Annotated in this window: 15 protein-coding genes; 2 read left to right on the top strand and 13 right to left on the bottom strand. The window is 57.7% G+C overall.

The window, feature by feature from the left end; genetic code table 11:
- Positions 1 to 207: 207 nt before the first annotated feature.
- Positions 208 to 807 carry a pentapeptide repeat-containing protein gene (locus GC087_RS04220; protein WP_164483222.1) on the bottom strand — a complete coding sequence of 200 codons (600 nt, stop codon included), beginning with the start codon at positions 805 to 807 and terminating at the stop codon, positions 208 to 210.
- A gap of 423 nt (positions 808 to 1,230) precedes the next feature.
- On the opposite strand from GC087_RS04220, the gene ftnA reads away from it, so the two are divergent.
- The gene (gene ftnA, locus GC087_RS04215; protein WP_006117595.1) at positions 1,231 to 1,737 is read left to right on the top strand and encodes a non-heme ferritin; all 507 of its coding nucleotides are present in this window, start codon (positions 1,231 to 1,233) and stop codon (positions 1,735 to 1,737) included.
- A 70-nt stretch (positions 1,738 to 1,807) separates the two neighbouring features.
- On the opposite strand, the gene GC087_RS04210 is transcribed toward ftnA, so the two are convergent.
- Entirely contained in the window at positions 1,808 to 4,171 is a 2,364-nt protein-coding gene (locus GC087_RS04210; RefSeq protein WP_058708817.1) for a glycoside hydrolase family 31 protein, read from the bottom strand.
- A gap of 10 nt (positions 4,172 to 4,181) precedes the next feature.
- Positions 4,182 to 5,489, bottom strand: coding sequence for an MFS transporter (locus GC087_RS04205; protein ID WP_033739750.1), 1,308 nt, complete (start codon positions 5,487 to 5,489; stop codon positions 4,182 to 4,184).
- Positions 5,490 to 5,706: 217 nt separating this feature from the next.
- Between GC087_RS04205 and GC087_RS04200 the strand changes: the two genes are divergently transcribed.
- Entirely contained in the window at positions 5,707 to 6,771 is a 1,065-nt protein-coding gene (locus GC087_RS04200) for a LacI family DNA-binding transcriptional regulator (protein ID WP_039342364.1), read from the top strand.
- 17 nt (positions 6,772 to 6,788) lie between these two features.
- Here the strand turns inward: GC087_RS04200 and GC087_RS04195 are convergent, their stop codons facing one another.
- The 10 genes from GC087_RS04195 to GC087_RS04150 form a co-directional block, all read right to left on the bottom strand.
- Entirely contained in the window at positions 6,789 to 7,877 is a 1,089-nt protein-coding gene (locus GC087_RS04195; RefSeq protein WP_324029754.1) for an MBL fold metallo-hydrolase, read from the bottom strand.
- A complete protein-coding gene (locus tag GC087_RS04190; RefSeq protein WP_324029752.1) occupies positions 7,865 to 9,607 on the bottom strand; it encodes an ABC transporter permease in 1,743 nt (580 codons plus the stop codon). Before GC087_RS04190 ends, GC087_RS04195 begins: the two co-directional genes overlap by 13 nt.
- Positions 9,608 to 9,609: 2 nt before the next feature.
- Positions 9,610 to 10,611 (bottom strand): ABC transporter substrate-binding protein, encoded by a 1,002-nt coding sequence (locus GC087_RS04185; protein ID WP_324029751.1) that lies wholly within the window; start codon positions 10,609 to 10,611, stop codon positions 9,610 to 9,612.
- A gap of 15 nt (positions 10,612 to 10,626) precedes the next feature.
- On the bottom strand, positions 10,627 to 11,694 hold the full coding sequence (locus GC087_RS04180; RefSeq protein WP_039342223.1) for an ABC transporter ATP-binding protein: 1,068 nt from the start codon (positions 11,692 to 11,694) through the stop codon (positions 10,627 to 10,629).
- Positions 11,695 to 11,768: 74 nt separating this feature from the next.
- Positions 11,769 to 13,475, bottom strand: coding sequence for a bifunctional ornithine lipid synthase OlsF (locus tag GC087_RS04175; protein WP_033739756.1), 1,707 nt, complete (start codon positions 13,473 to 13,475; stop codon positions 11,769 to 11,771).
- A 312-nt stretch (positions 13,476 to 13,787) separates the two neighbouring features.
- The gene (locus GC087_RS04170) at positions 13,788 to 14,390 is read right to left on the bottom strand and encodes a cupin domain-containing protein (RefSeq protein WP_033739757.1); all 603 of its coding nucleotides are present in this window, start codon (positions 14,388 to 14,390) and stop codon (positions 13,788 to 13,790) included.
- A gap of 375 nt (positions 14,391 to 14,765) precedes the next feature.
- The gene (locus GC087_RS04165; RefSeq protein WP_324029748.1) at positions 14,766 to 15,665 is read right to left on the bottom strand and encodes an ABC transporter substrate-binding protein; all 900 of its coding nucleotides are present in this window, start codon (positions 15,663 to 15,665) and stop codon (positions 14,766 to 14,768) included.
- Between the two features lie 9 nt (positions 15,666 to 15,674).
- Positions 15,675 to 16,469 carry an amino acid ABC transporter ATP-binding protein gene (locus GC087_RS04160; protein ID WP_033739758.1) on the bottom strand — a complete coding sequence of 265 codons (795 nt, stop codon included), beginning with the start codon at positions 16,467 to 16,469 and terminating at the stop codon, positions 15,675 to 15,677.
- Positions 16,453 to 17,379, bottom strand: a complete 927-nt coding sequence (locus GC087_RS04155; protein ID WP_033739759.1) for an amino acid ABC transporter permease — start codon at positions 17,377 to 17,379, stop codon at positions 16,453 to 16,455. Before GC087_RS04155 ends, GC087_RS04160 begins: the two co-directional genes overlap by 17 nt.
- A gap of 9 nt (positions 17,380 to 17,388) precedes the next feature.
- Positions 17,389 to 17,901 (bottom strand): GNAT family N-acetyltransferase, encoded by a 513-nt coding sequence (locus GC087_RS04150; RefSeq protein WP_058702253.1) that lies wholly within the window; start codon positions 17,899 to 17,901, stop codon positions 17,389 to 17,391.

The raw sequence follows: 17,901 nt of genomic DNA, 5'->3' as shown, positions 1-17,901 counted from the left end.
TGATTCCGGTTACCTGGTCAACTTTAAGGCGGCATAGCATACAATATTTTGCGCTATTGGCCTACAGCGGACGGAAGAGAAAGTCGCGCCACCGGCAAACAGCGGGTCACTGTGCAGCAGATGGCTACTGGTGAAGTCAACGCGGGGGAAATGACACCGGGTTTTCTCCCGTCTTTACGGTATTCATCCCGCCGCCTCGCCAGCGGGTTAATCCACCAGCTCAATGCCCAGACTTTCCAGCAGGCAAACCGCCTCCAGCCGCGAAAAGCGGGCTTTTTCGACTGTGTTGTTAAAGATGTTGATGGCGTAATGCCAGGATTCCGTCAGATCGGCCCCGCGCAGCACGGTGTGATGAAACAGGCTGCTCGTCATGTCACACTCGGTCAGCGCGGCACCCGTTAAATCGCACTCTCTGAAATCCACCTCGATCAGTTTGCATCCTTCCATTTTCACGCCGTGTAGCCGCAGACCAAAAAACGATCCGCTGGTCAGGATACACGTTGAAAAGTGCAATTCATGGTCCAGGTAAAAATCAGGCCACCAGGCTTTCGTCCAGTCCATGCCGGTCAGCTTGCAGTCGTTAAAGTGAACGCCAAAGAAGCGGGTGCCGGACGGATCGACCAGACTGAGGTTACAGTGCGTAAAGACGCAGTTAATGAATTTACAGGCTGAAAAGCGCGCCGAGGTAAAGTTAACGTGCGTAAATTCACAGTCTTCAAAATGCGCCTGCGTGAGCACCCGTTCGCTGAGATCGCAGGTGGTAAAACACGCATCATAGTATTCAGTGTTGCTTTCCAAAGATTGCATTTTTACGCCATCCTCTTTCGTGCGAAGACACAGGCCCCGCTCCGCATAGTAAACCCCGGCCAGGCACACCAGTGTAATGCTGCTCATGCTTCCTGACGCGATTATGGCCTTACCTTATCACCGGGACGGGAAAAAGCGGTTTCCGGACAGTAGCAGAACGCCGCAGAACGCGGTCCACTGACGGATCCGGGCCGACTGGATAAACCGCCTTCACGCCCGCGCGTCCGGCACAACCTGGCTCAGACACAGGCAGAAAAGCAGACCACAATGATAATCGCTCGCATTCAAGAGTTGAAATAATTCTTTTTAAATCAATCAGATAAAATGGTGTTTTTTTAACAAAACGCTTCACATTTCTTATTAGCCTGATGCATAATTCATCACTTATCACCTGTCTATTTACAATGAAATAAGGACGCGGCCATGCTGACTGCTGAAATGACTGGGCGTTTAAACGACCAGCTGAACCTGGAATTTTTCTCCGCGAATCTCTATTTACAGATGAGTGCGTGGTGCAGCGATAAAGGCTATGAGGGCGCAGCGTCCTTCCTGAAAATGCACTCACGTGAAGAAATGGAACACATGCAGCGCCTGTTTAACTACCTGAGCGATACCGGTGCGATGCCGGTGCTGGGTACCATCGCAGCCCCGCCTGTTGCCTACAATTCACTGAACGAAGTGCTGATTCAGGCGCTGGATCATGAAAAGCTGATCACCAGTAAGATTAACGAGCTGGCCCATGCGGCAATGACCACCCAGGACTATTCGACCTTCAACTTCCTGCAATGGTACGTTGCGGAACAGCATGAAGAAGAAAAGCTGTTTAAAACCGTACTGGACAAACTGGCGATGGTCGGTGAAGGCGGCAATGGCCTGTTCCTGGTAGATAAAGACCTGGGACGCATGAGCACTGAAACGCACTCAGCCTGAATACAAACCGGCCCACGCAGGTGGGCCGGTGGTTATTGTGACAAACCCTACCGGTCTGACACGTTACGGCTTATGCCAGCCGATAGCATGACGTCATTTCACCGTTGATCCACAACGTACGTTTCTCACCCGGCGGTAAGATAACCGTCATTTCCCGCCATGCTGGCAGATAATCCCCGCGCTTCTCGACCGTCAGATCCAGCCGCGACGCGCTACTGGTTAACGTCCAGCTCAGCCAGAGTGCATTGCCCTGGCGCCAGCCGTGCGACTCGCCGTCATCGTCAAACAGCTCACCGTGGGTCGTGGCGTTGCCCGGCGCAGGCCATACCTGCAGTTCACGCACGTTGTCACGTTGCGCATCGGTGGTGGTTTCACACTGGCCAAGCGGAAGCGCGGCACCTGCGCGCACCAGCAGCGGCAGGCGATCCAGCGGTGCATCCAGCGTAACTGTTTGTCCGCCCGCCAGCCAGTTGCCGTTATGCCAGTCATACCAGCCGTGTGGATTCTCGGGCAGATATACGGATCGGGTACGCGCGCCCTGCTCCACAACGCTGGCGACCAGCAGGTCGCGTCCCAGCATAAAGTCATCGCACTCATCATAGGTCCGTGCATCGTTCTCATGGTCCAGGAAAGTCGGACGCAGCATCGGTTCATCGTGCGCGCTGGCCTGCCATGCCAGCGTATACAGATACGGCATCAGCCGGTAACGCAGGCGAATCGCCTCGCGGATCATTGGCGTGGCTTCCGGATACATCCACGGCTCATTCACGGTGTGATCGTCATTCCATGAGTGAATGGTAAAACGCGGATGCATAACACCATTCTGAACCCAGCGCACAAACAGCTCCGGATCCGGTTTATCCCCGGCAAAGCCGCCGACATCGTGCCCCACGTTAAACAATCCTGACAGGCTCATCCCCAGTCCCATGCGGATGTTGTAGCGCAGGGTCTGCCAGTTGGTCCGGTTATCCCCGCTCCAGGTCTGCACATAGCGTTGCATACCGGCACAACCCGAACGGGAAATCAGGTACGGGCGTTTTTCCGGGGCAAAACGCTGTTGGGCTTCCAGCGAGGCGCGCATCATCAGCAACGGCATGACCGGACGAATATGCTTAATGGCAATCGGCTGGCCGAAGCCATGACAGCGCGCTTCGCCGTCCCAGACTTCATATTCATTGTTGTCGTTCCAGGTCGCGTCGATGCCTTTTTTCAGCAACTGCTCCGTGACGTTTTCCTGCCACCACGCCACCGTTTTGGGATGGGTGAAATCCAGATGCGAACCTTCGTCGTCCCAGAACACGGAGCGTTCTGGCTGATCCTGCTCAGAATCACGGATAAACAGTCCCTGAGCCGCCACCTCGTCATAGCGCGGATGATCCTGTAACAGACAGGGTTTGATATTGGCTGCCAGCTTCATCCCTGCATCATGGAACGCGGCGGTCATCGCCTCGGGATTGGGCACTTTGTCGTAGTTCCAGTTAAAGACATAGCGCTTGTTATTAATCGAGGTATAACCGGATGACAGCTGAAACGAATCACAGGGGATCTCATGCTCACGGCACAGCTGGATGAAGGAGAGCAGCTGGTGTTGCGCATCCGGCGCATCGGTGTAGTGCATGGTGGATCCGCTGTAGCCCAGGCTCCATTTCGGCTGAAAGAGCGTTCGGCCCGTCAGGCGCACAAACGCCTTGGTCACATCCAGCAGCGTCGGCCCCAGCATCATGTAGTAATCCAGATCGCCCGCCTCTGCACGATAGCGGCGATAAGGCAGATGGTAATTATCCAGCTCATTGCCCAGATCGAGCCAGCTACTGGAAAGATTATCGTAGAACAGGCCAAAACTGACGCCGTCGCGCTGGGTCAGCGTGAAGGGAATATGTTTATAGAGCGGATCGGTGCTGGCCGCGTTATAGCCCATCGCATCCAGATTACGCATCTCATAGCGGCGATTAACCCGGTTAAGATCCCCGCTCTTTTCGCCCAGGCCATACACCCGATCCTGCGGCTGACGGCGCTGGTAATGTTCAACGCCATCGCCATGCATGTTCAGCAGATAAGCCCCGGTATGACGATCGGCCGCCAGCGGCTGCCACTCGGTACCATCGAAATGCTCCCAGCTAAGGTACAACGGCGAATGCACCGTCACGCGCAGCCGGTCGGTGGCCAGGCGAACAAACTGCGCCCCCTGTTCAAAGGTGAATGCGGGCAACGAAAAGCCTTCCAGCGATTCCCGATCGCGCCCCTGCCAGGGCACGTCATCCTGAGGCGCAATGCTCCAGGTCCGGTTTAATGCCAGCTCCCCGTCGCGTTTTAATAACACGCGCATCAGCCCGCTTTCCAATACGTAAATACGTAAAAAGTGACGCTGCTCGGTTTTCAGTTCGACGAAGTGCGCTGCCTGCTGATGGAGCGTCCATGTCTTAAGCGTTTTCATCAGGTTACCCTCAATTTTTAGCAATATTCTGGCGGCGTTCGGCGATAAACATCACCAGGAAAACCGCGCCAATCAGGTCAAAGAAACCCATGGCAATAAACAGGGGATTGAAGCCAATCGTGTCGGCGGTGACGCCGATAATCAGCGAGAAGATAAAGCTGGCGATCCAGGCGCAGGATCCGCGCATGCCGTTGACTGTCGCCATCTGGCGGCGATCAAAACGCTCTACCACCAGCGCACTCAACATGCAGGAGATCACCTGATGACCGAAGCCACCAATGGAGATCAGCGCGATGGCCAGATAGGGATCTTTAACCAGCGTCATTAACGCCAGCGAGATCATCAGCACCGCACCGGTGATCGAACTGGCGACGATCGAGTTCACCCGGGTGCAGCCAAACCAGCGCACATAGATTTTGGTCAGATAACCACTGGCCACGCTGCCAATATCTGCCGCCAGGAAGGGCAGCCAGGCAAACATCACGATCTGTTTCAGATCCATGCCGCGCTCATTGGCGAGGTAGAGCGGCACCCAGAAGCTCAGCACGGCCCAGGCGGGTTCGGCTAAAAAGGCCGGAATGGCAATGCCATAGAATTTCTTTTCTTTGCCGATGACTTTCAGCGCGGTAAAGAACGGTAACTTTTCACCGATGACTTCCTTGTCCTGCGTAATAAAATCCCGCTCTTCATCCGACAAACGAGGATGGCGTTCCGGTGAGTGATAACCCCACCACCAGAGCGCGACCCAGATAAGGCCAAGGCCGCCGGTCAGCAGGAACGCGCCCTGCCAGCCAAAGGAGATATGGGCGACATAGATGATGGGCGGTGCCAGCATCGCGCCAATAGAGAACCCCACGCCCGCCCAGCCTGCCGCAACCGGACGTTCCTTTTTCGGAAACCATTCGCCGATGGCCTTGGCGTTGGCCGGCGTCGCCGCCGCTTCGGAGGCACCCATCACAAAGCGCAGCAGCGCCAGATGCAGCCAGCTTCCCGCCCCGGCGTGCAGCAGGCAGGTGATCGACCAGATGACGGCGCAAATCAGAAAGCCCATCTTCAGACCGATGACATCGATTAACCAACCGCACACGGGCTGAAACAACGTGTAGGCCAGCTGGAAGGCGGCAACGACCCAGGAATATTGCTCGGTGCTCATATTCAGGGTGTTTTTCAGTTCAGGGGCCAGAATGCCCAGGGAGTTTCGGGTGATGTAGTTCACCGTCACGCCAAGCAGAAACATGCCCAGCATCCACCAGCGCAGATTTTTTATGATCCGCAGCGGGCGCGATGCGCTGCGGGCAGAGGTTGAGTCGAGACTCATGATGACGCTCCTGTAGCCAGTGATTATCACGTTGCCGTGAACAAACTTCTCTCTGCCCCGACCTTAAAAAAGCGCAAAACGTGGGTACAGCCAATTTTTTGCAACTCTTTTCATGGCAAGCTTGCAGCACAACAAAAATGTCCGTTCACACCAGAAAGGACACGATTCAGCACTTTATGAAAAATTTTTCATTTGCAGACTTGAGGGCGATCACAGAATGAAACAAAGCTTAAAAGTGAGCGAAATTGCCGCCCTGAGCGGTGTGTCGGTGAGCACGGTTTCACGCGTTCTGGCCGGCAAAGCCAACATTCGCCCTGCCACGCGCGACAAGGTACTGCGTATTGCCCAACAGCAAGGTGTGCTGGATAACCTGCACCATGGCCGGCTGCTGCTTAATGACCTGATCGTGTTTGCGCCGCCGCGTGCCTTCGATATCCGTACGGATATTTTCTATTACAAGGTGATCCAAGGGATCAGCGAAGCCGTGAAACCGCACGATGTCCGGGTGCGCTACTGCCCGCTGGAAGAAGTCGACAGCGATGCGGCACTGTTTATCGATAAGATGCAGCAGACCGAAGCTGCGCTGGTGATTGGTATTGATGATGAACATATCCATCAGCTGGCCGCTGAAATGCACAAGCCCTGCGTGCTGATTAATGCCCGCGACCGCCGGATGCGCCTGCCGTCGGTCTCCCCCGATCATCATTTGATTGGCGAGTTCTCAGCACGCTATCTGTTTGAACAGGGCCACCGGCAAATCCTGTCGCTGCACTGCCTGCGGCGCTACACGATGGAGCAGCGGCTACAGGGCGTCCGTGATGCCTGGCATGCCATGAATCTGCGCTTCGACAGTCGTCAGCATCTGCTAACGCTGAACAGCTTTAGCAGCAATGACGCCCGCGACCGGCTGAGCGACTACCTGCGCCATTGCCCTCAGGCGCAGCGGCCCACGGCCATTCTGGCCAGCGGCGATTATATTGCCGCCGGGGCGGTTCAGGCGTTACAGCAGGCGGGCCTGCGGGTGCCGGAGGATGTGTCGGTGATGAGCATGGATGGTTTTAACCTGGCGACCGTTCAGGAGATTCCCTTAACCTCGGTACAGGTGCCACGCGATGAGCTGGGCGAAGCCGCGGTGAGAATTCTTCAGTCGCTCCGGTTAGATCCGGATCTTCCTCCGGGTAACCTGCTGCTGAACGGCAAACTGGTGGTGCGCGATTCGGTACGCCGCATCCGGGATAATCCGGGCCATGCGCCGGTCCAGCAGTACGGGCTTTACAGTTGAAGCCGTTTGCTAAAGCGTCAGACAAAACTCTCCCAGCGGGATGACAGCGTGAAGTGACGCTGCCAGCACAGGGTGCTACCCGCACGGGCCATCAACTGCTGACACTGTTCGGGTGCGACAAAGGCGGGGATCACCTGCTCGGCTCCGCAGTGTTTTATCAGGGCCAGTTGATCGTCCAGCGGCGGATGAATGTTCCAGGGCAGCCACTGCGCCAGCCCGTTTTGCAGCATCTCAAAGGCTCGTGTCCCGCGGGCGACGTGGCTACTAAAAATCAGGGTAAACTCAGGGCAGTGGCTCAGCGTGGCCGCCAGACCGCTGTCGGCGACCGCATCGGCAGCCACGATTACGCTGTCAGGTTGCCAGCGTGCCGGTGTCGGCTCGCGCAGCAGCGGCAGTAACGCCAGCGCCGTGGCGGCCGGTAACGTTTTTTGCGCCAGTAACTGGGAGACTTCCTCGCGCACCTGCGGACACAGCCTGACCGGTAATCCCTGGCTGCGCAGTCGCAGGGCCATCTCTGGCCCTCTGCCATGTAACGGTGCCGTGACCACCGCCCCGTGTCGGGCCGCCTGCACCAGCGCGTCGACCTGTTGATGCAGACGCTGATGACGGTCGCCGTAGGACGCATCGGTAATCAGCCAGCGCGCCCGTGGTGGGCGGTCAAACGGTAACAATAATGACTCGCGGCTCCAGTCACCCATATAGGTGATGCCGCCAGCGACAGGCAGATGAAGCCACACGGATCCTGGTGAATGTCCGCTCCGGCCGGTAAACAGATTCAGTGGCCCTACGGCGCACTGGCCCTGTAAAGGCAGCGCATGTCGGCAGCGCGCAGGCACCGGACCGTCGCCCAACTGCTGCCAGGTGATGTCCGTCGCGTAAACCGGTGGCGAGCCCAGTTGCTGCCAGCTGTCCAGCGCCCCGGTATGATCGCGATGAGAATGGGTCAGGCAGATCGCATCAACCTGACCGATGGCGGCCAGATCGGGTCTGACGCCCGGCTCCGGCCCGGCACCCAGATCCCACAGCAGACGATAGCCCTGAATCTCCAGCAGGAACGCCGCGGGCAATTTGCCGCCCACCCCGCTTACAACGGTCAGGCTTGCCATGGCAATGTACCCTGTGGCAGACGGCGCGTTAAGCGCGTCGCCAGCAGCATTAACGTCAGAACCACCAGTATCATCAGGCAACCCACCGCCGCCGCCAGCGGCGCAGATCCGCCTTCATCAAGAAAGATAATCGTGGGACCGAGGGTTTGCGTTTCCGATGTCACCAGCAGAACCGATACCTGAATTTCGTTTAACGCGGTAAGAAACACCAACAGACCGCCTGCCAGTGCGGAGGGTGCGGCCAGCGGCAGTAAGATATCGCGCATACGGCGCATCAGTCCTGCGCCACACAGACGGGCGGCTTCATCAAGCGCAGGTTCGATTTGCGCGAAGCCAGCCAGCACAGGCCGCAACACCAGCGCCAGAAAGTTGGACAGATAGGCGGCCAGAATGATCCAGACCGTGCCATAAATCGACACGTCCAGCAGCGGAAGCGGCGGCAGAAAAAACAGGATTGCCGCCACGCCGGTGACAATACCGGGCAGCGCATAGGTCAGCTCGCTGGCGAACCACAGGCCGCGAACCAGCCGGGTACGCTGCCAGCTCAGAAAAAAAGCCAGAAACAGCGCCATGGCGGTCAGGATCAGCGTCGCCAGCCCGGTCAGCCACAGGCTGGTTGCAAAAGCATGGCGGATGGCGGGATAGCCCCACAGCGCCTGAAAAAAGTTTTCCAGCGTCAGGGTTTGCCACGTCAGAGCCTGTCCAAAACCCCGCGTCAACGCGCTGGTCAGCAACGCACTGACGGGCAGGATAAGCGTTGCGACCATCCACAGCCAGGCCAGAATTTCTGTCGGCAAACGTGCGCCCTGTAGCGGTTGTCGCCACGCCTGCGGGGATCCACTGACGCGGACATCGCGCCGTCCGCCCAGCCAGCCGCTCAGCAACATGCCCGACAGGCTAATCAGCGCCATCAGCAACGAATAGACAGCCGTGTCCGGCAACGCACCCGGACCTGTCGCGTTAAGCTGTTGATAGACCAGGGTGATAAGCGTGGGCAGGCGAGCCGGAATGCCCAGCATGGCCTGAATACCAAAATTGCCGACGGCCGAGACAAAGGCCAGCGCGGCGCCGGCAAACAGGGCCGGACGCGCCAGCGGCAAAATGATGGTGCGAAGAATCTGCCCATGTGACGCGCCACTGATACGCGCCGCTTCCACCAGTTCGGCGGGTAAACGCCGCAGACCGGCCCGTACCGTCAGAAACACCAGCGGCGCGCTGTGCAGGCCCAGCAGCAGTACGATGCCGCCCCATGAAAAGAGCGGCTGATCGCCCGGCGCGAACCAGGGTAAACCCAGTAACTGAAACAGTGAGGCCAGCAGGCTACCCGGTGCCAGCGCCTGCAGCCAGGCCAGCGCGGTCACCTGGGGCGGAATCATCAAGGGCAGAATAAACGCAAAAACCCAGGCTGCTTTGGCGCGCATATCGCTGAGCGCGACCAGCCAGGCAGCGAGCGTGCCCAGCAGCAGCGACAACAGTGTGGCACAAAGCCCGATACTCAAGGTATTGAGCGTTGCACTGAGGACCCGCCGACTGACCAGCAACTGCGTTAGCCGCGTCAGATCGGGGACGCCCTGCGGCGCTACCGCCGTCCAGATAAGCCGGGCAAAAGGCGCCACCGACAGCAGCCCAATCATCAACACCAGCACGCCCAGCACCCACGGCTCGGCGCGAAAACGCCCGCGTGTAAGATGCCAGCAGCGAGGCTGACTGTCGTGACTCAGCACGCTCATGCTCAGCCTCCGAACAGTGCGGTAAACTGCGCCCGCACCTGCGCATCATCCGCAACCGCCTTTTCCACGTCCGGCGTCAGCAGTTTGATCTGCGCAACCGGAACAAAGCCTTCCGGCGCGGCTACGCGATCGTCAACCGGCCGGTTGCCCTGATCGGCCACCAGTTTCTGGCCCTGCTCTGACAGTAAAAAATTCACAAAGGCTTTCGCAGCGGGCAGGTTGTGGACGGATTTCATAATGGCAACCGGTTCGGTGACGTAAGACACGCCCTCTTTGGGATACACCAGATCGATCGGCGATCCTTGCTTTTTCGCCCGGATAATATCGGCATCGGTGATCACGCCATATTTATCCATCCCGCTCGCCACGGCTTTCAGTGCTGGCCCGTTGCCTCCCTGCGGCGCAATGCCCAGCGCCGCCAGCTGTTTATAGAAGTTCCAGCCGATGCCAGGCGTGGCGATGTCGGTATGCAGTTTGTACAAGGCCGCCCCGGAATAGAGCGGACTCGGCATCGCGATTTGCCCTTTGTTATCGGCGTTGAGCAATGCGTTCCAGCTGTTGACCGGTTTGGCCCGTTGCGTGTTGTAGGCAATGACCGTGGCAATGATCTTGGTGCCAAAAAAGGTCTTGTCACGATCGTAGAAGGACGGCTTCAGGTGTCCAACGGGTGCGTCCTGATAGGCATAGAGCTGCTGCTCTTTCTTCAGCGCGCCGAGATTAATGGCATCCGCAACCAGCAGCACATCAGGCTTGACTCTGCCGCTCATCATTTCCGTATGCAGCACGTTCATTAACTGCGTGGTGCCGTTGCGCGTCCACTCTACCTGAATATCGGGATAGGCCGCTTTGAACGCATCCATCGTTTGCTGTGCAATTTCCGGTGCCTGTGAGGTGTACACCACCAGTTTACCGGTGGGCTGGTCTGCCGCCTGCGCCAGCGCTGAGCCTGCCAGCAATACGGTAAACAGCAGCGAGGTCACCGAAGTGAAAATAGCCTTTTTCATACTGTCTGAAGTCCTTTATGCGGGGAGAATCCAGCCGTCAGTCACGATAATGCCGACGGTATCGTCAACCGTAAGCGCAGAAACGTCGTCGAGGGCCAGGGTGAAAGACACATCAGGCGCTGCCGAGGGGGACAGATGGACGTCGTAATGACCGCCACGGTAGACCAGACGTGTGATCTGCGCGGCAAAATGCCCGGTTTCGCCCTGGGCCAGGCGGAAACTGGCGCGATGGAAACTGGCTTTGCCATAAGGTAAGGCTGTCTGCTGCGCGGCACAACGCAGCCGTAGTCGCGTACCGCAGAGCATGACCGATGCCACGCCCTGCCCCAGGGGTTCAATATCCTGTACCGGTAGCACACGTCCTTCATCGATAAAGGTGGCGACCATCTCGTTGGCCGGTTCGCGCCACAAGGTTTGTGGCGAGGCAAACTGCATCACCTGACCACCCTCCATCACCACAATACGATCGGCCAGTGCCATGGCCTCACGCTGATCGTGGGTGATGTAAATCAGCGTCGCGCCGCTGTGACGATGAAAACGGCGAAATTCGTCTTCCATCGCCGCGCGCAGATGTACGTCAAGGTTAGCCAGGGGTTCATCAAGCAGCACCAGCCGTGGCCTGGCCACCAGACAACGCGCCAGCGCCACGCGCTGACGCTGGCCCCCGGAGAGATCGGCCGGGTGCCGATCGGCAAACGCCAGCAGATCGACCAGCGTCAAGGCCTGCCGGATGCGATCCGCCCGTTCAGTTCGGTTTACGCCGGTGACTTTCAGGCTGTAGCCCACGTTTTCGGCCACCGTCATGTGCGGCCACAGCGCGTAGTTTTGAAACACCACGCCAAGATCGCGACGTTCCGGAGGCAGGTGAAAATCCGAAGCAGCAAACACGGTGTCGTCCACCCGAATCTCGCCGCGATCCAGGGTTTCGAATCCGGCGATCAGGCGTAGCAAGGTTGTCTTGCCGCAGCCGGACGGACCCAGCACGGCGACAAATTCGCCCTGCTGGATCTTAAGCGTTACGTCATGGATAACCGGCTGCGCCGCGAAGGCCTTATGCAGCCCGGTGAGAGAGAGTGCGGCCATATCTACTGTGCCTTTGCCATAAACGTCCTGCGTTAAACGTTACGACACGTTGATGACAGCACCGTGACATCCCGCTACTTCGGCAGATGCACCGCCACGTAACGTTCGTAGCGCGACGGCTTGATTTTGGTGAGATCCGCCAGCACCAGTCCATCGATACAGTTGTTAAAATCGGGATCGCTACCGAAATCAATAAACTGCACGCCGCCCGGCTCGTACACTTCACAGTACTGTTTGTACAGGGTCGGAATCGCGGCGCCAAGGTTACTGAGCAGTTGTTTCAGCCGCTGCAGATCCTCTTTGTAATCATTACCGCTGAACTGTGCCAACACGTCAGGCAGCGAGGCCGGATACGGGCAGCGTGAGGTGGCCAGCGGAAAATCTGTCGGGAAGTAGATGCGGTAGAACGCCACCAGCAAATCACGCGCCGCCAGCGGCATGGTGCCTGAAATCGAGACCGGCCCGAACAGATAGCGTACTTCGGGATATTTGGCGACATAGGCACCAATGCCGAGCCAGAGGTAATCCAGTCCACGTTTGCCCCAATAGGCTGGCTGAATAAAGCTACGGCCCAGCTCGATGCCCTGGCGCAGGATCGGGATCATCCGTTCATCGTAATGGAACAGGCTGTGGCTGTAGAGACCTTCCATTCCGCGCCGTTCCAGCTGTTCGCCACCCGGAATAAACCGGTAGGCACCGACGATTTCCAGTTCGGCGTCATCCCACAGAATCAGGTGATAATAGTCATCATCGTAGCTGTCCAGGTCACGACGACGTCCGCTGCCCTCGCCCACGGCGCGAAACGCAATTTCACGCAACCGGCCCAGCTCGCGCAGGATTGGCACCCAGGTTGCGCCGTTGCGTCTCCACAGATAGATCTGCTTACCGTCGGTGGTCGTTCCCAGCAGCTCGCTTTGCAGTAGCGCTTTCTTCAGTTCAGCGCGGTCTTCCGCCAGGGCGATAGCGGATTCGGTCTGGAACAGCCCCTTTTTCCCCTGCCCCAGGCGATAGACATGTTTACGCACACGTTTTGCCAGCTCTTTGCCTGGCGTATGACCGTCGTGCCAGTGCGCGAACGGAATCTGTGCCCCAATGCGCAGTTTGATGCGCATGCCGCGCTGTTTAAACATTTCACGCACCAGCATCAGCATCGCCACCGGTGGGGCGACTTTGGCGGTGGTGTAAAACAGGGAGCTGTTACGCCCTTCAACGTGCACCGGTACCAGCGGTGCGCGGGCTTTCGCGGCAAGGCGCAGGAAGCTGTGATGCCATTCACGGTCGCGAACGCCCGCGCTGGTGAGACGGGAAACTTCCCCGGCAGGGAAAATAATCAGTACGCCCTGATTATTGAGGTGCTGCTGCATGTGTTGCAGCTGCTGGCGGCTGGTACGGTTACCGATGTTGTCGACAGGCAACATCAGACTGTTGAGCGGCTCCAGTAACATAATCAACCGGTTTGCCACGATTTTGACATCACGGCGCACCTGAGAGATCGCATGCAGGAGTGCCATGCCATCAATCGTGCCCAGCGGATGGTTCGCCACCACCACGACCGGGCCGCGCGGCGGAATTTGTTCCAGATCGCGCTCGCTGAGTTCGCAGCGTACATCAAGGTGTTCCAGTACCTGCTCCACCATATCCAGCCCTTTCAGGTGCGGATAGCGCGCGGCAAAGCGCTGGAATTCATCTTCACGCAACACCCACTTCAGCATCCGTTTCTGCCAGTTGGCAGGACGCTGGTTAGGCCAGAAACTCTCAATAACCTGATCGACTGAAAACATAGTTAACCTTTCGTGCCTGTCCCAGAGATACAGCGAAAGTAAGTCGCGATGTTTGCACTTTTATGAATCGGGACAAATCGAAGGGCAAAATTGTCAGCACAGTCTGCTGAGAACGCATGTAAATACGAATTTTATTTACTAAAAACAGCATGTTAATAAAGACAATTTCGCCAGAGCGAAACGCGGCGTAAAGGGGGAAAAGTCGGCTATGACGTGGCAGTCACTTGCCCTTGCCGGGAGAAACAAGGGGCGGTTGCGCGGCGTAAAAAACGGCAGCGCAACCGTGCAGCGGCGGGGCAGCGGGTCCCTGCCTTACTGCTGGTGCATGATGGTGGCAACGGGATTCCAGATCTCCGTCATCGCCCCGGCTTTGCCTGTGAAGGGATCGCGTGTTGGCAGGGGCACTTTTTTCACTTTTTCCTGCGACAGTTTGAGCAGGCCGATTTCGTCGCGCAGAATCTCGGGCTTCAGGCCCTCGGGATACGCGCCCACGGCCACGAAGTCTTCGCTGGCCGACACCTGACGGTGCCCAACGCCCGCAGGAATCAGGACGGCATCGCCCGCCCGCAGGGTAATCATACGGCCGCTGTCCCCACCAAACAGCACTTCAGCCCAGCCTTCCGCCACACCCAGCAGCTCATGCGTGTTGGGATGATAATGCATGTAGGGGAAGATCTGATCGCGCCAGTCCGAAGGCCAGCCATTTTTTTCAAACGTCGTCTCAAACCAGCGCGCGATGTCCTCTTCCTCTTCAGGCACAACGCGCGGCCAGATGATGAGCGGCAACGGATTATTGGGCACGCCAGCAGACGGGCTGGCGAACATCAAATGTTGCGGGTTATTCGATGCACCGGCTGAAAATGTCCCTGCGGCGAAAGACATCAGCAACATCAGACTGGAAGTTTGGGCAGTCATACAATGTCTCCTTTTTTCTATAGTGTGACAAAGGTCGCAGGTGATGTAATGTGCGCCATGCATCACAATTTACACAATCATCCAAACTCGCTAACCAAAGCCAAATTAATTGTTAACAATTCCACCTTAAGTCGGTAAGGCTTTGTATCGTGGTAGGATTAATCTGTAAAACGCGCAACACAATGCGCCCGTCGCTGAGCTGGCCGGGAAAACCTGCCAGAGCAACCGGCCATGCAGCCTGTTTATATCAGGAAGGGATGAGCGAAAACAGGCTGACCGCGCAGCCTTCTTCTGTCAGATGAGACGGGATTATTCGCCCGTGCTGGCGCTGGACTGTCAGGGCCTGTGGGGGAAAATCCGCCTGCAGGCCCTGAATCAGTACACAATACCGGGTGGGTTAATCGTGGAATGGGTGATCGCCTCATCCTGCTCACCCCAGCGTTGCAAAACCTGCTGATATTGTCCGCCTGCAATCGTGCCATCGAGTGCAGTTTGCAGCGCCGCCGCCAGGCCATTACCCTTTTTTGTGGTGACGGCAACCCAGGCGCGAAACGGCCCCTGGCCCACCAGTTTCGTCTGGCCCCGTGAGGCGACTTTCCAGGCCGCCACAGAATGTGGACCAAACATCACATCGGCCCGCCCTGATAGCAGATACAGCGTGGCTGAAGCATCATCGGTCAGATAGATCGGCGTAACCGGCGGCAAGCCCTTCGCCCGATTCTGTGCGTCCCAGTTCAGCAGTATGCGTTCCTGATTGGTCCCCGAGGCCACGATGATACGTTTGCCTGCCACGTCCGCCGGTGAGGTGATCGCGCGGAGGGGACTGTCAGCTTTGACCGAAAAGGCATGGTTATCGGCACGATAGGTCGCGAAATCAAATTTCTGCTTTCGCTCTTCGGTTACTGCGATGTTAAACATGGCTACGTCATAGCGGCCTGCGCGAATGCCCAGGGGCCAGTCCTCCCAGGAGGCCGGCACCAGTTTCAGTTTGAGTCCCAGGCTGTCTGCCAGCAGGCGGGCAATGTCCGGATCGCTGCCAATGCGCGTCACGTTATCCGACGCCAGCAGCGCCAGCGGCGGTGAGTGGATAGCCGAGGTGGCGACGGTCAAGGTGCCCGGCTCCACAAACGGAAAATTCGCCGGGATTTTTCTCACCGCTTCCGGGTTCACGGGCGCATGAATGGGCTGTTCATTCTGGGAGGCATCCCGTCTTTCTTCGGCGCATACCGCACCGCTCACCAACACCGCTAACAGCGTCAGAGACGCGTATTTCATATCGGCTCCTTATAATACGCGTGCCAGAAAGCGGCGGGTGCGTTCATGACGTGGATGGTTTAGCACCTGGGCACTGCTGCCCTGCTCCACAATTTTCCCGTCCACCATAAACACCACGTTGTCGGCAACTTCACGGGCAAAGCCAACCTCGTGCGTCACGATAACCAGGGTGGTGCCGGAGCGGGCCAGTTTTTTAATCACATCCAGCACCTCGCCTACCAGTTCAGGATCCAGCGCGGAAGTAGGCTCATCAAACAACATGACACGGGGTTGCAGCATCAGGGCCCGGGCAATCGCAATGCGTTGTTGCTGACCGCCCGACAGATGACGCGGCCAGGCATCCGCTTTATGGCGCAGGCCGACCGTCTCCAGTAGCTCGCCAGCCCGGATGATCGCCTCACGTTTTGAGAGCTGCCGGTGCGCTATCGGCGCTTCGATTAAATTTTCCAGCACCGTGAGATGAGGAAACAAATTGAAGTTCTGAAAAACATAGCCAACGTTGACGCGCTGGCGCAGTATCGCTCGCGCCTTCAGTTCATAGAGTGTATTTCCCCGACGCTGATAACCGATGTACTCACCGTCGATCTGAATAAAGCCTTCGTCCACGCGCTCCAGATGGTTGATGGTGCGCAGCAGGGTCGACTTTCCTGAACCGGATGGCCCCAGAATCACCGTCACAGAACCGGGTTCAAGTTCCAGCGAGACGTCGTCCAGCGCCTTGAGCTTGCCGAAACGTTTGCTGACCCCGGTAATGCTGATGGCCCCGGTACGATGCGCTACGCGGTAATCAATGGCTTCGGACATGGCTGATCTCCTCAACAGGATTGAGCGGTGTGACGCGGCTGCGCCATTGTCGCCAGCGCGACGGTTGGGGTTCACGGCTGACGCTACGCGCCAGCCAGCGTTCGACGCTGTGCTGAATCAGTGACAGAACGGTGGTGATAATCAGATACCAGGCCGCACCGACCATGAGTAAGGGGATCACCTCCTGGTTGCGGTTGTAGATCATCTGAATGGTGTAAAACAGTTCCGGCATCGCCAGCACATAGACCATTGCCGTGCCCTTCGCGAGGCTGATAATTTCGTTAAAGGCCGTGGGAATAATGGCGCGTAGGGCCTGGGGCAGAATAATGCGGAAGGTGCGCCGCGTGGCAGACAGCCCGAGTGCGGAAGCCGCTTCCACCTGACCGTGATCAACGCCCAGAAAACCACCCCGGATGATCTCTGCACTGTAGGCCGCCTGGACCAGGGTCAGGCCAATGACGGCCGCCGGAAACTGCCCCAGCACGTTAATCGTCTGAAAATGGCCCCAGGACAGCGTGGTAAAAGGCACGCCTATGGACAGCGTGTCGTAGAGATAAGAGAAGTTATAGAGAATGATCAGCACCACGATAAGCGGCAGCGATCGAAACAGCCAGATGTATCCCCACGCCAGGCTGCTTAGCAGCCAGGACGACGACAGCCGCGCCAGCGCCAGTAGCCCGCCTAAAAGCAGGCTGAATACCGTGCCCAACAGCGTTAGCAGCAGCGTTTGCCCCAGACCATGCAGAATGACGGGATCAAAGAACCAGCGGGCAAACACGCCCCATTCCCAGCGTGGATTAAACGCGACCGACTGCACCACGCCTGCCAGGATAAACAGCGCGACCACCGCGCCCAGCGTGCGGGCAGGATAACGGGCAGGCACGACATGTAAATGTTGATGAGGGTTCATACTGACTCCTTAACTTGCCTGCGCAACGCTGTGCACGCCGATCACTTTGATAAACCGTAAGCGGCCATCGTGCGGTGGCTGCCCGTAACGCTCCAGATCGCCACTCAGATCGAACTGCGGCTCATAGCCGTGGCCGGTATATAAGCGAACGGCCTCGGGCTGCCGGAAACCGGTAGTCAGAAACAGCCGTTGATAACCGGCGCGCAGGGCCCGTCGCTCCAGCTCTTTCAGCACCACCAGGGCTAACCCCTGTCGCCGGAGATCGCCACGCGTCCAGATTCGCTTCAGCTCTGCCGTCTGCGCGTCGTAAGGTTTGTACGCCCCCATCGCGATAATCTCCTTGTCGCGCTCCAGCACGATGAATAAGCCGTGCGGCGGCAGATACCATTCGGTTTTTTCCTGCTCCTTGTGGCGGCTGAAGTAATCGCCATAGCGGGCCGCATATTCACCAAATAAGCCGGTGAGAATGGGCTCTAACTCTGGTGCATCAGGTGACAGTTCACGGAATTGCTGTTGACTCAT

It is taken from the genome of Pantoea sp. JZ2 (assembly GCF_035191405.1).
GTDB lineage: Bacteria > Pseudomonadota > Gammaproteobacteria > Enterobacterales > Enterobacteriaceae > Pantoea > Pantoea stewartii.
The sequence above is the reverse complement of the archived record's forward strand: the minus strand, read 5'-3'. Positions and strand labels throughout refer to the sequence as shown.